Genomic DNA, 13,839 nt, shown 5'->3' with positions numbered 1-13,839 from the left:
TCTACTCCTTCCGGGAGAAGCCGCGCTTGGACAGCTCGAGGCGGGCGATGAGGCCCTTGTGGACCTCGTCCGGACCGTCGGCCAGGCGGAGGCTGCGGGCCTGGGCGAAGAAGCCGGGGAGCGGCGTGTCCTGGCAGAGCCCCGCGCCGCCGTGGAGCTGGATGGCGTCATCCACCACCTTCATCAGCACGTTGGGCGCCACCACCTTGATGGCGGAGATCTCCGTCATCGCCCCGAGCGCGCCCAGCTCATCCAGCTTCCAGGCGGCATACAGGGTGAGCAGGCGGGCCTGGTCGATGGCGATGCGGGCCTCGGCGACATGCTCGCGGTTGCCGCCCAGGTTGAGCAGGGGCTTGCCGAAGGCCTGGCGCTGCATGCCCCGGTCGATCATCAGCTCGAGCGAGCGCTCCGCCGCGCCGATGCAGCGCATGCAGTGGTGGATGCGTCCGGGACCGAGGCGGCCCTGGGCGATCTCGAAGCCCTTGCCGGGGCCGGCGATGATGTTGGAGACCGGGACGCGCACCTGGTTGAAGTGCACCTCTCCGTGCCCGTGGGGCGCGTCGTAGTCGCCGTACACGGACAGCATCCGGCGGACCTCGACGCCCGGGGTGTCCAGGGGGACGAGCACCATGGAGTGCTGGTGGTGGCGGCCCGCGCTGGAGTCCGGGGTGTGGGCCATGAAGATGGCGACGCGGGCCCGAGGGTCTCCCAGTCCGCTGGTCCACCACTTCTTGCCGTTGAGCACGACTTCGTCGCCCTCGACGACGGCGGTGGCCTGCATGTTCGTGGCGTCCGACGAGGCGACATCCGGCTCGGTCATGCAGAAGACGGAGCGGATCTCCCCGGCCAGCAGGGGCGTGAGCCAGCGCTGCTTCTGCTCCTCGGAGCCGTAGCGCCAGAGCACCTCCATGTTGCCGGTGTCGGGGGCGTTGCAGTTGAAGACCTCGGGGGCCATGAGGCTGCGCCCGGTCTCCTCGGCGATGGGGGCGTACTCCAGCGTGGAGAGGCCCGCGCCGAGCTGGGCGTCCGGAAGGAAGAGGTTCCAGAGCCCCTCGGCCCTGGCCTGCTTCTTCAGGTGCTCCATGAGCGGGTGGATCTTCCACTGCCGCCAGTCACCGGTGGGGTTGGTGGCGCGGACCTCCTCCCAGTATTTCGCCTCCACGGGGACGATGTTCTCGCGCATGAAGCGCCGCACGCGCTCGAGGTAGTCCTTGGCCTTTGCGCTCGGCTCGAAGTTCATCGGGGCTCCTTCCCTGGGAGGGATACCCTAGTAGGTCCCGTGAGCTTCCAGGAGACATTCGCCGCCATGAGGCTCGGAGAGGCTTCAGGCGGGACTCACGGTATCTTGGCGGTGATTCCGAGGAGGCTCCTTGAGCGCGCCGGTGACAGCGCAGCGATCGACGGCAACGGTGGACGTGCTCATCGTCACCGCTCTCCTGCTTGAGTACGACGCGGTGCTGGAGGTGGACAGTGGCGCGTTGCCCGGGAGCAGCTGGCAGAGGGAGGTAGCTCCTACGGGCCTCGAGGTGGCCTTTCGTACCTTTCAGGCAGAGGATGGGGGCACGCTTCGTGTGGCGGTGACCCGGGCGTTGGAGATGGGCGGGGTGGCAACCGCGGCGGCGGCGGCCCCGCTCGTTCATGCCTACGCACCCCGATGCCTGGCCATGTGTGGTGTGTGCGCGGGGCGCAAGGGGATGGTCAGACTGGGCGATGTCATCATCGCGAACCGTCTCTGGACCTATGACACCGGCAAGCTGGTGATCGAGGAGGATGAGCGTGGCCACAAGCAGGCTCGCATGTGGGCCGACATGCTTCAGTACCAGCTCAACGGGCGTTGGAAGCAATGCGCGGAGTCGTTCCAGCCCGAGCCTCCCGGTGCCTGGCTGAGCCAGCGCCCGAGGCCCCTCGACTCCCAGCAGGACTGGGTGCTCGCGGTGCTCTTCGCGGGACAGGACCCGAGACAACACCCGGACCGGCGGAAGAAGTGCCCCGACTATGGAGAGAAGGTCATCCCCACGCTCCGGGAGCGGGGGTGGCTTCAGCGCGGAGACCTGGCACTCACGGTCGAAGGTCGGGTGTATATCGAGGAGAAGCTGAGTCGCTATCCGGACGGGCTGCCAGAGCCCCCGCCCTTCAAGGTGCACGTGGGGCCTATCGGTACCGGCAGCCAGGTGGTGAGCGACCCGAGGGTCTTCGAAAAGCTTGCTCGGTCGATGCGCGCGGTGCTGGGCCTGGAGATGGAGGCGTCGGCCATCGGTGCGCTCGCGCACCAACAGAACATTCCCTACATGCTCGTGATGAAGGGGGTGGCGGACTTTGGAGACTCGGACAAGCAGGACGACTTCAAGCCCTTCGCGGCTCGTGCCTCGGCGGAGTGCTTGCTGGCCTTCCTGCGTCAACACCTTCCCTCCCCGGCTTTCGACGCCGAAGGGTCCCCTGGCTTCGGGAACGCAACGACCGACAAGGGGGCACCGTTCATAGGCATCCCGGCCAGGAGTCTCCAGGCGGACTTCAAGGGGCGCGACCAGTCCCTGAGAGAGCTGGATGCGATGCTGCGGGGGAAGGACACGACGGCGCGGAAAGACGGGAACCTGAGCCCTGTCTTCGTCCACGGAGCTGGGGGTATTGGCAAGTCCCGGCTCGTCATGGAGTACGCGTATCGCTACCGGGAGGAGTACTCCGGCGGCATCTTCTTCGCTCTCGTGAAGAAGCATACGCCTCTGGAGATCTGGGCGGATTTTGCTCGCAAGCTGTCTCCTGAGCGCCCGATGCTTCGAGATGAAGATGCGGCCCTGGCATTCGCGCATCAGCTGAGTGCCCCCGCCCTGGGGCCCCGGTTGATCATCTTGGATGACGTCCAGGCGGACTCTCGGGAAGAGCTGGCGGCTCGCTTCGGGGACCGCCTGGAGCTTCAGGGCCGGGAGATATGGCCCGTGAACCAGCCCGGCGTGAGCCTGCTGATCACGACTCGAATGCGGGACATCCCCTGGGCGCGAGGCTTCGCGGTGGACCGGCTGGATGCGGACTCCGCGCTCGAGCTGCTGGGCGGGAGGGCTGGCCTGGAGACACTGGAGCCCGGCGAGCAGCAGGCCGCGAGGGAGCTTGCCTCGGATGTACTGGGGGGACATCCGCTGGCCCTCTGGCTGGCGGGGGCCTACCTCCGCCGAGGAGGCCTCTCCATCTCGGAGTACCGGGAGTCTCTCCCCGAAAAGGAGCTGGTGGATGAGCTGGAGGCCGCCAAGGAGCATGCCGCCGAGGAAGTCAGGGACCACGATCGATCGATAGCCGCGACCTACGAGCTGAGCCGGAAGCAGCTCGACTCCGGAACGGAAGTGGATGCGCTCGCGTGGCACCTGCTTCGGATTGCCGCCTTCCTGGAGCCCGGAGTACCCATCGACCGCAAGCTGCTGGCCCGACTGCTGAAGGCGAGGGGACAGACGACCGACCTGAACAAGATTGGGTTCGCCCTGGCGCGGCTCACGAAGGACCTGGCCCTCCTGGGCCTGGGCCAGAGCGGTGGGGCGAGGCGTGAGGAGGTGGTGATCCATCCGCTCATCGCGGCGTGGACCCGGTGGCGCATCAGGGGACAGGAGCTGGAGGAGATCCAGCACGCCCTGCTGGTGGGAATGTGCGGCTTGTTTCCAGAGGCCTCGAGCGAGTTCTGGATGGTCATGCAAGAGGAGTCGCACCCCGCGTGGGACTACCTGTCAGTGGAGCGCGAGGCTCACGTGACCTCGGTCTGGAACCACTGCCGAAGGGTTCTGACTCCAGCTCGAACCCTCCTGTCGTGGTGCCTGGGCGATCTGTACCTCCGCCGGGGCAGTCTGAGAAGCGCGCGAGAGGTCTTCGAGCAAGCGCTCGGGTGTGCGCGTCAGTTGGCGGAGCGAGAGCCGGACAAGGCGCAGTGGCAGGCGGACATCTCGGGGAGCTTGACCAGGAGAGGGGATGTCTTCAGCGCCCAGGGACATTGGACGGAGGCTCACAAGAGCTACGAGCAGGCCCTGGAGATCTGCCGACAGCTGACGGAGCGGGAGCCGGACAACCTGGCGTGGATGCGCGGCATCGCGGCGAGTCTCGAGAAGCTGGGGACAGTGCAGAAGGCGCAGGGCGGGCTGAAGAAGGCTCGACGGTCATTCGAGCAGGCGCTGAAGCTGCGTCAGCAACTGGAGAAGGCGCGGCCAGACAACATCGAGTGGCGGCGGGATGTGTCCGTGAGCCTGAGCAAGCTGGGAGCTGTGTTGAGCTCCCTGGGAGTCCTGGTGAAGGCTCGGCGCGTCTTCCAGCAGGCGCTGAAGATCCGTCAGCGTCTGTTGGACGGGGAGCCGACCCATGCCGGGCGGCAGCTGGATGTAGCCGTGGCCTTGGAGCGGTCCGGGACCGTGATGAGCGCGCAAGGGAACCCCCAGGAGGCGCGTGAGGCCTTCCAGCGGGCCCTGGAGATTCGTCAAGGACTGGTGGCGCAGGAGATGCGTGCCGTCAGGTGGTGGCATCGGGAGGTGACTGTCACTCTCCGCGACCTCGGAATCCGAGTGGAGACGGTGCGGCCATTCGAGGCCCTCGATTTGGAGCTGGAGACAGCGCGGCGATTGCTGGAGCGGGAGCCGAGCAACGCCTGGTTGCAGCATGCTGTCTCCGTTCGACTGCAGAGACTGGCGGAGTGGCATATCCCGCAGAGACTGTTGAGTCTGGCGCGGCCGTGCTTGGAAGAGTCGTTGGAGATCGTGGTGCGGTTGACGGAGCGGGAGCCGGATAACGTCCGATGGCTGGATGACGTGGGTGAGAGAGCGACGATGCTTGGAAACGTGCTGTGCGCACAGGCAGAGCTGGATGGGGCGCGCTCCGCTTACGTCCTCGGGCTCCAGGCATGTCAGAAGCTCGTGGCGCTAGAGAAGGACGATGTTCAGAGGCAAGAGGCGGTGTGTACCCTTCTGGATCGATTGGGGCTCGTGCTGAGGGTGCGAGGGGAGGTCGAGGAGGCATGTCGAGTCTTCGAGCAGGAGCTGGAGATTCGTCGGCAGCTGGCGAAGCGTGAAGCGGACAATCTTGCGCGGCAGGCGGCCGTGGCCTTGTGCCTGTACAAGCTGGGAAAGACGCTGAGCGCGCGGGGCCAACTCGAAGAAGCGAGTCTCACTCTCGAGCAGGGGCTGATGGCCTACCAGGCACTGGCGGAGAAGCTCCCCGACAGCGCTGAATCGGAGCGCGAGTTGTCAGCCATGCACTACGCGCTGGGAGCCGTGTTGAGGGCCAGAAGGGAGCTGGAAGGAGCACGACAGGCCTTCGAGCAAGGAGTTGCCCTCGCACAGCGGCTGGTCGTGAGGGGGCCAGGGGATGCTGACGTGGCGGCCATCATGTTCGTCGGCGTCAGGCTCCTGGTGGGAGTACTGACGGCGAAAGGAGACCTGGAGGAGGCTCGCCATGCCGCTGAGCGGGCGCTCGGCTTTGCGCGGAGGATGGCGGAGAGCAGCCCCTACGGCGCCTTGTGGCCGCACGAGGTGTCGGTGAGCCTGGGGTGGCTGGGGAGCGTCCTGATAGCTCGGGGGGATGTGGAGGCAGGGCGCAAGGCTCTGGCGCAGGGGGTGGAGCTGGAGGAGGACGCGTCACGCCGGACTCAGTGGCATCAGTATTTCGCGGCGGAGCTCGAGAGGATGGGGGACCTGCTGAGCGCGCATGGCCGACGAGAGGAGGCGCGTCGAACCTTCGAGCAGGGGGTGGAGATCCATCAGCGGCTGGTGGAACTCGACCCGGACACGCCTATGTGGCGGCTCGGCCTCGCCGCGAGCTGGGAACGCCTGGGGAGCGTGCTGCGAGCGCTAGGATGCCTTGAGGAGGCTCGCCGGGCATTCGAGCGTGGGCTGGAGATCCGTCAGCGACAGGCGGAGCGGGAGCCGGAAGATGCTGGGAGGCAGGCGGACGTATCCGTGAGCCTGAATGAGCTGGGACGCGTGCTGAGAGCCCAGGGGCATCTGGAGGAAGCGCGCCAGGCCTTTGAACGAGGGCTGGAGATCCGCCAGCGGCAGGCAGAGCGGGAGCCGGACAATCCAGCGAGACAGGCGGACGTGTCCGTGAGCTTGTGCGAGCTCGGATCCGTGTTGTGCGAGCTGGGGGCTCTTAAGGAGGCGCGCCAGGTCTTCGAGCGGGAGCTGGAGCTTCGTCAGAGGCTGACGCGGCGCGAAGCAGACAGCGTGGGGTGGCGGATGGATCTCGTCTTCTCCCAGCTCAAGCTGGCGATGGTCATGTTGAAGGAGTCCCCCGCTGATCGCGGGAATGCCCAAGGAGTGCTCCTTCAAGCTCGAGACACGCTGCGCTCCCTCGAGGCGAAGCCCCGCCTTCCTCATGTGCGGCAACTGCAATGGCTGCCGACCATTGAGAGCCTGCTGCACTCTCTCAACGAGGCTGATCCCGATGGGAGTGCTTGAGAGGCTCGGTCCAGGAGCCGGTGGAGGCGAGGTGAGGTGAAGGCTGTGCCGGAGACCAGCGGAGCGGCACCGCATGGTCGATCCACGTGCCCTCCGTGACGCGGAAGCGCACGAGCCGCTCGGCTCCCTCGAAGGCCTCGACCTCGGGCCCGCCCCAGACGATCTCGGCCTCGCCGTTCAGCGAGAGGGTTCCTCCGGTCGTGAAGTCGACGAACAGGAGCCCGGCGCGCGGGTTGAGCACCAGGTTCCCCAGCGTGTTGAACATCCGGTTGCCCGAGAAGTCCGGGACCGTGAGCACCGTGCGGCCGTCCTCCTCCGTCACTCGCACGAAGCCGGGTTTGCCGCCTCGGTGCGAGACGTCGACGCCTTCGCTCGCTCCGTTCCCTCCGGCGTTCGGGGAGGCCGTCGCGATGAAGAACGTGTCCGCCCGGCTCACGAGCCCGGCCATGGCCTCGGACAGCCGCGCTCCTTCCTTTTGGACCGGTCGTGGCGCTGGAACACGGGAAGGCTCCGCCACGAACACGGGCTCGCGGGCCTGGATGTACTGGGGGCAGTTGCCGAAGCTCTGCTCGACCTGGACGACGAATCCGCCCTCGTCGAGCGAGACCACCCGCCCGTTCATCCGGTTGCGCCGGCGCGTCTCGAGCTGGATTCCGAGCAGCCCCAGCGGCGCACCCTGGGTGAGGTTCTCGCCCAGGGAGTCTCCAGCGCCCGGCAGGGACGCGATGGTCAGTGTCCGCGCATCAGGTGAGCCGATGAAGCCCGGCCGGCCCACCAGGATGGAAGCCGAGGGACGCCACTGAGCATCCACGCTGCCGACGATCAGGAAGGGCAGCTTGCAGAACAGCTCCCGGTGCTGGTCCGGCATGAACGAGCGGATGACCTTGCGGCCGATCTGCTCCATGCGCTCCCGCATCCCGACTCGCGCCTGGACAGCCTGCTCTCCCGCATGGAACGGCGATGATTCCAGCGGCCACCCGGTCAGGGCTGCGGTGGGAGTCTGGGGTGGAGTGCTCTGCGACATGACACGAACTCCTCGGGTGGGTGACGAGAGATCAGGCCGCGGGCCGAGCCGGCGTCCGCTGCACCGGAACGAAGCCGGGCAGGGCTTCGACTCGCGCCAGCCACGCGCGGAGGTGGCCGTAGGGCTCGATCGAGATGCCGCCCTCGGGAGCCAGGGCGGTATAGGCGTAGATGGCCAGGTCCGCGATTGTCGGTGCGTCTCCGACGAGGAAGCGTCGGTTGGCCAGCTGGCCGTCGAGCACCGTGAAGAGCTGGGTGGCCGTCGCCTTCGCGGCCTCATAGTCGAGCTTCGCGCCCAGCAGGGTGACCCGGCGCGCCGCCGAGGGACCGAAGGCGAGCTGCCCGGCCGCGACCGAGAGCCACTGCTGCACTCGCGCCGCCGCGACCGGATCGCGCGGGAGCCAGCGCCCCTCCGTGTCATAGCGCGACGCGAGGTACACGAGGATGGCGTTGCTGTCGGCGAGCGTCACGTCCCCGTCCTCGAGCACGGGGATCTGGCCGAAGGGGTTGTTCTTGGCCACGAACTCGGGCCGCTTGTGCTCCCCCTTGGCGAAGTCGACCTCGATGAGCTCGAACGGCAGGCCCAGCATCGACAGGAGCAACTGCGCGCGGTGGGAGTGGCCGGACAGGGGATGGCGATAGAGGCGGATGGGGCGGGTGGGGGTCGTCACGGTCGGTGTTCCTTTCTCTGGAGGGGAAGATGCGCGTTGTCGCGGGAGAACGGAATGCTCGTTCTTGACAATGCACTGTTCCACGGCGCGGAATGATTGCGTGGACCGTCTCGAGACCCTGCGCGTCTTTGTCGCCGTGGCGGAGGAGGCAGGCTTCGCAGCCGCGGCGCGACGCCTGGGGCTGTCGCCTCCCGCGGTGACGCGGGCCATCGCGGCGCTCGAGGAGCGGATCGGCACGCGCCTGCTGCACCGCACCACGCGCACCGTGCGCCCGACCGAGGCCGGCCGCCGCTTCCTCGCGGACTGCAAGCGCATCCTCGGAGAGCTCGAGGAGGCCGAGTCCTCGGCGGCGGGCTCGCAGACAGAGCCTCGAGGGCAGCTCAGCGTGACGGCGTCCTTGATGTTCGGGCGCCTCTACATCGCGCCCCTCCTCCTCGACTTCCTGGGCCGGCATCCGCACGTGGTGGCGCGTGCCCTGTTCGTCGATCGCGTCGTCGATCTCGTGGACGAGGGCATCGACGTCGCCATCCGGATTGCTCAGCTGCAGGACTCGTCACTGAACGCGGTCCGGGTGGGCGCGGTGCGGCGCGTGGTCTGCGCATCGCCGCGCTACCTGGCCGAGCACGGCCGCCCGCGGACTCCGGCCGAGCTGTCCCGCTTCGAGGCGATCACCTTCTCCCAGACGGCCGCGCAGCAGGGCTGGTCCTTCACGTCGGGCTCGAAGGTGCAGACGGTCAACCCGCCCACGCGGCTGATCGTCAACTCCGCCGAGGTCGCCATCGAGGCCGCGCTGGCCGGGCGAGGAGTGGCGAGGGTGCTCTCCTACCAGGTGGCCTCGGAGCTGCGCCGGGGACGGCTCCAGCTCCTGCTCGAGGACTACGAGCCTCCGCCCATTCCGATCCACGTCGTGCACGCCGAAGGCCGACGTGCCAACGCGCGGGTGCGCGCCTTCGTGGACTTCGCGGTCGAGCGGCTCCGAGCCGAGGAGTCCCTGCGCTGACCGGAGTGGTAGAAATCCGGTCCATGCACTCCGCTCCCATGCCGTCACGTCGCGCGCTGCTGCCCCTGCTCGCCTGCCTCGCCTGCCTCGCTCTTCCCGGGCTCGGGTGGGCCAAGGACACCGACTCGAACGCCCTGGGCTTCAAGGCGTACGAGAAGGGGGACTACAAGAAGGCCCACGGCCTGTTCGAGAAGGCGCTGAAGCAGAACCCCGACAACGCCTACGCCCGGCTCAACCGCGCGCGGACCACCACCCTCCTGAACAAGGGCAAGGAGGAGAAGGACGGCTTCGAGTACTGCGACTACCCGTCCAACTGGATCTTCCGAGCGCTGGCGGACCTCTCGAAGGCCGTCGAGCTGGAGCGGGCCGCCGTGCTCCCGAAGATCGACGAGGACCAGAAGGGGCTGAAGGCGCTCAAGGAGCGGGGGGAGTACCTGAAGTGGCGCAAGGCGGTGAGCCTCCTCGGCGCCGAGGCGGGGGCAGCGGAGAAGGTGCTCCGCGAGACGCCGGACTGGCTGTACGAGCAGCCTGCCGCCATCCCCGTGCACATCTCCCTGAGACCGGACAAGAAGGTCGTCACCCAGGACCACACGATGGAAGAGACGATCGCCGGCCAGTGGAGCCTCAAGGGCGGCCAGCTCGAGATCACCCCGGCGAACGGCAAGGCAACGCTCTGGAAGCCGGTCGCCGAGCAGTACTACTTCAATGAGGGCAAGGACTTCTTCTTCGATCCCCAGCTCCAGCCCGTCGGCGAGGGGGCGTCCGGCTCAGGCTGGCTCGGAGGCCCGTTGCGGGCGGGTCCCCTCCTGGGGGACTGCTCGTAGCCGGCGTGCTCGCGGATGCGGCTCCGGTAGAAGGGGGGAGATGCGCAGCCCCAGGCTGCCATCGGGGTTGATCAGCTCGAGGACGGCGCCCTCACCCGGGCGGAAGCCACCCACCCCAGCGCCGGGATGGTGGGGCCGTCACGGCTGCTGGCGCCGCCGCTCCAGCTCGCGGGTGAGGGACTCCTCCAGGCTCCGGAGGACCTCCTCGGAGTCGATGGACTCCTGGCTGGAGTCCCACTTCAGCAGCGGATCCGCCACCCCCATGCGCAGCGTGAGAGAGCGCAGCCGGGCGAGCGCTCGCTCCATGCTGGCCAGCAGGGTGGCGTGCTCCGGGGAGCGCTGCTGTAGCAGGCTGACCCCCACCTCCAGCGACTGCAGCGGGGTGTTGGCCGCGTCGCGCATCGCCAGGAGCAGCCGCGCCACCTGCTCCAGGGACTCGGCCTCGGAGCGGGCCTTCAACAGCCGCTGCTCCATGCGCTGCATCCGCAGCCGGAAGACCAGCAGCCCGCACGCCGTGCCGCCCCACACCAGGGTGATCCACGGCTCCCACGGCATCTGCAGGCGGGTGTGCAGCCCCAGGCCGTACCAGAGGACCACCGCCTCCAGCGCGAAGGCGCCAATGAGGCCCACGCCGAGCCCGAGCTCCATGGGCGCCAGCAGGCCGATGCCCAGCATCAACAGGCGGTGGCCCGTCAGCGGCTGCCACGGATGGCCCGAGGCGGCCATGGCCACCTCCGCCACGGCGAAGATGAGCAGGTGGGGCAGCGCCACGGCGGTGAAGACGCCCGCGCTCAGCCCGGGGCTCGCCGTGTTCCGGCGGACGACGAGCAGCGCCAGCAGCCCCACCGACTCCAGCACGTGCAGCGCCCGGAGCGTGGGGAGCGTGAGGTTGCCGGGGTGCACCCGCCAGTCGATGAAGAAGTAGGCCACCTCGCCCAGCAGCGTCAGGAGCGTGGCGAAGAAGGCACCCCACCAGGCGCGAGCGCGCTGCTCCTCCGTCGCCAGCAGCAACGGGCCGCTAGGAGCCGGACGAGCCATGGGAGTCCTTCACGAGCGCCATCAGCTCCTTGGTGTTCACGGGCTTGGACAGCACCTGGGCCTGGGTGAGCTCCTGCGCCTTGCGCACGAGCGGGTGGTGGCGGGCGTGACCGGTGAGGAAGACGATGCGCCCGGTGAAGCCATTGTCCCGAAGCCAGTGGTACGCATCCAGCCCGCTGGGCTGACCCGAGCCCAGGTTGACGTCCATGAGGGCCAGCCCGCACCCGAGCACCTGCTGCTTCTGGCGGACCATCTCGTCGAAGGAGGCGGCGCGCACACACGCCTCCGCGCCACAGGCCTCCATCAGCTCGCACAGCAAGGTCCGCAGGTCTTTGTCGTCCTCGAGTACGAGCACCCGTAGCACATCGTCCCCCGTCGGCATCCCTCCAGGTACAGGCTCCATCCCTTTCGTAGCGGAGCGCAAGGTGCGGCGCAGCCTGTCCGCCACCTTTCGTACAGGCGGGAGCGGTGAGGCTGGAATCCCCTCACCCCTATCGGAACGCGAGCCTCATGACGCCCAGGGTGCTCGACACCCCTGCCGGCGCTTCGGTGCCGGGAGCCGGCTCGAGTCGGATGGAGGCGAACGAGGACCGGCAGCGCTCCAGCACTTCCGCGGGCACCGCGAAGCGCTGCGTGCTCGGCTCGGCGCCCTCGAACACGGCCTCGCCCAGGGGGATGCCATCCACGGCGACCTTCACCCGCGCGGGGCGCGAGGAGTTCAGGACACGCGCCGTCAGCTCCAGCTCGGGCCCGGGCGCCCCCAGCAGGATGGCGGCGGTGCTCTCCACCAGCTGCTGGCTGCCGTCGCCCTGGGGCCACAGCCCCCAGAGCACCCACGCCTGGCCCCGCCCCGCCGGAAAGTCCAGCTCGCGCGGCGGCAGCCCGAGCCGGTAGTGGCCCGCGCTGTCCATCACGGTGCCGCCCTCCCCCTTGCGTGCGTCCCAGATGGCGACGCCCTCCGGTGTGCACCGCGGGAGGACTCGCCCGTTCATCTCGACGACCCGAACCCTGCTGCTCTCGGGCCGCCTCACCACGGGGATGATGTGCTGGGGGTCGAACAAGGGGACGAAGAGATCGCGCTGCTCCATGTGGGCTCGAACGAGCTCCACCAGCGACCGGTCGAACCAGGGGCCGACTGGCGGGAGCACCCACAGGGCTCGGAGCTGCACGCCGGCGGCCACGAGGAGCAGGGCCACGGACGCCAGCCGCCAGGCCCTGCCGCGCCACCGCTCGCCGAGCTCCAGCACCCCCACCGCGCACAGCAGCGGGACGAGCAGGGCGAAGAGCGACACCGACTTCCAGACCGCGTGGGACGCATTGCCAATCCCCGCGCGGTAATACAGGAGCGCGATGATGAGCTGCGCGGTCTGCGCCACCAGGGCGCTCACGGCGGCGGCGGAGCGCAGGCGCCGCCTCCAGGCCAGCCAGCACAGGCCCGCCGCGCCGATGAAGAGAGCGACCTCCACCCAGAGCGGGAGCGCCGGCTCGGGCACGGGGTAGAACCCCCGGAAGCCCAGGATGTCTTCGAGCCGGGGCAGCCGTGTCCACTCCCAGCCGGGCAGCGGCCGCAAGGAGGCGAACAGGCGGAGCCCGGAGAGGATCCGGGGAGAGAAGGCCAGGGCGGTGCCCGTCACCACCGCGATGGGAATCGCGCTCACGCGGGCCGCCCGCCGCAGGGCCTCCTTCCAGCTCATCCCCGCCTCGCCTCGGGCCATCAGCACTTGAAGCGTGGCGTGTCCCGCCACCAGCAGGCCCACGGGGAACAGCTGGTTGTCATAGGAGAGGACGCCCGCGGCCAGCAGCAGGCCCACCATCCAGGGTGCCGCGCGGCGGTGGGGGCCCGCCTGGGTCAGCGCGTCGAGCCCGGCCGCCGCGAACACCAGCAGCGCCACGCCCGCGTACTGGGCGACGTAGCTGAAGCGGACGCCGAAGTAGTTCAGCGGACTGAGTGCGACGAGCAGCAGCGGCAGCACCCAGCGGACCTGGTGCAGCTCCAGCAGCAGGCGGAGCGCCAGCAGGATGAGGACGACATCGGCCGTCAGCAGCGGGAGCAGGAAGCGATCCACCGCCCCCGACGGGCCGAACCCGAGGAACAGATCCAGGGGGGCGTAGCTGCCGGGGCGGAAGGACAGCAGGAAGAGCACCCCCGCCAGGTCGTGGGAGAATCGCTGCTGGAGCAGGGCCTGCGCGGGGGCTCCTCCCAGCTCGGCGATGTAGTCGCCCGCGAACCAGTAATAGAAGTAGTCCCCCGAGCCCCACGGGTCTCCGAAGTGCATCTCCGAGTCCCGGAACGCCATGAAGGAGGAGACGGCGCAGGCGAGCAGCGTCAGGCCCAGGGTGATGGCCAGGGGACGCGCCACGCTGCCGCGCGGCGTGGTGGCCATGGCTCGAAGCGCGCTCGGGGCCTGGAGCGCGTTGGCCACCGTCGCGGCCAGCAGCAGCGTGCCTCCGGAGTACCCCCCCGTCACGCCCAGCTCGGTCAGCACGCCCATCCAGGTGGTGGCGAGCGTGAACCCCAGCGGCGCCGCCGAGTACACCGGCCGGGAGGCGAGCGGAGCAGGCAGCAGCCGCACCAGGCTCAGCCCCACCCAGCCGAAGACCGCCAGCACGAGCACTACATGGAGGGAGAAGACCACCGCTTGAGCGATCATCGTCATTCCAGGCGTCGGCTCGCCTGCCCACGACAGAACGAAAGGCCCCACCCTAGCGCTGCCTGATCCTGACGGTAAGTCCCCGTTCGGATTGGTGTCCTACATTGTGGGATGGGGCAGTACGCCACTGGGGGTAGACAGTCGGGCCACTTTTTCGCGGCCGGGCACGCGCAACTTCCACCGGACTGGTGCGACAATGGATTCGAGGATCACCCG

9 protein-coding genes are annotated in these 13,839 nt (G+C 68.7%); 3 read left to right on the top strand and 6 right to left on the bottom strand.

Translation table 11 applies throughout. The annotated features are described in order from the left end of the window. Position 1 precedes the first annotated feature (1 nt). Positions 2 to 1,240, bottom strand: coding sequence for an acyl-CoA dehydrogenase family protein (locus KY572_RS01385; protein ID WP_224240307.1), 1,239 nt, complete (start codon positions 1,238 to 1,240; stop codon positions 2 to 4). Positions 1,241 to 1,370: 130 nt separating this feature from the next. Here KY572_RS01385 and KY572_RS01380 point away from each other — a divergent pair, with 130 nt between their 5' ends. Further along, a complete protein-coding gene (locus KY572_RS01380) occupies positions 1,371 to 6,416 on the top strand; it encodes a tetratricopeptide repeat protein (RefSeq protein ID WP_224240306.1) in 5,046 nt (1,681 codons plus the stop codon). Here the strand turns inward: KY572_RS01380 and KY572_RS01375 are convergent. Beyond that, positions 6,385 to 7,332 carry a pyridoxamine 5'-phosphate oxidase family protein gene (locus tag KY572_RS01375; protein WP_224240305.1) on the bottom strand — a complete coding sequence of 316 codons (948 nt, stop codon included), beginning with the start codon at positions 7,330 to 7,332 and terminating at the stop codon, positions 6,385 to 6,387. The two genes, KY572_RS01380 and KY572_RS01375, sit on opposite strands and share 32 nt — an antisense overlap. A gap of 139 nt (positions 7,333 to 7,471) precedes the next feature. After that, positions 7,472 to 8,110, bottom strand: a complete 639-nt coding sequence (locus tag KY572_RS01370; protein ID WP_224240304.1) for a glutathione S-transferase family protein — start codon at positions 8,108 to 8,110, stop codon at positions 7,472 to 7,474. A 100-nt stretch (positions 8,111 to 8,210) separates the two neighbouring features. Here KY572_RS01370 and KY572_RS01365 point away from each other — a divergent pair, with 100 nt between their 5' ends. Both KY572_RS01365 and KY572_RS01360 read left to right on the top strand, forming a co-directional pair. Then, positions 8,211 to 9,110 (top strand): LysR family transcriptional regulator, encoded by a 900-nt coding sequence (locus KY572_RS01365; protein WP_224240303.1) that lies wholly within the window; start codon positions 8,211 to 8,213, stop codon positions 9,108 to 9,110. Positions 9,111 to 9,133: 23 nt separating this feature from the next. Beyond that, on the top strand, positions 9,134 to 9,934 hold the full coding sequence (locus KY572_RS01360; protein ID WP_224240302.1) for a tetratricopeptide repeat protein: 801 nt from the start codon (positions 9,134 to 9,136) through the stop codon (positions 9,932 to 9,934). A 138-nt stretch (positions 9,935 to 10,072) separates the two neighbouring features. Here KY572_RS01360 and KY572_RS01355 read toward each other — a convergent pair whose 3' ends face one another. The 3 genes from KY572_RS01355 to KY572_RS01345 all read right to left on the bottom strand — a co-directional run bounded on the left by KY572_RS01355 (position 10,073) and on the right by KY572_RS01345 (position 13,623). Further along, positions 10,073 to 10,972 (bottom strand): hypothetical protein, encoded by a 900-nt coding sequence (locus KY572_RS01355; protein ID WP_224240301.1) that lies wholly within the window; start codon positions 10,970 to 10,972, stop codon positions 10,073 to 10,075. Then, positions 10,953 to 11,354: a response regulator gene (locus tag KY572_RS01350; protein WP_224240300.1), complete on the bottom strand. Its 402-nt coding sequence runs from the start codon at positions 11,352 to 11,354 to the stop codon at positions 10,953 to 10,955. Before KY572_RS01350 ends, KY572_RS01355 begins: the two co-directional genes overlap by 20 nt. Positions 11,355 to 11,463: 109 nt before the next feature. Next, on the bottom strand, positions 11,464 to 13,623 hold the full coding sequence (locus tag KY572_RS01345) for a hypothetical protein (RefSeq protein ID WP_224240299.1): 2,160 nt from the start codon (positions 13,621 to 13,623) through the stop codon (positions 11,464 to 11,466). Positions 13,624 to 13,839: the final 216 nt, after the last annotated feature.

Source organism: Hyalangium gracile (assembly GCF_020103725.1).
Classification (GTDB): Bacteria; Myxococcota; Myxococcia; order Myxococcales; family Myxococcaceae; genus Hyalangium; species Hyalangium gracile.
The sequence above is the reverse complement of the archived record's forward strand: the minus strand, read 5'-3'. Positions and strand labels throughout refer to the sequence as shown.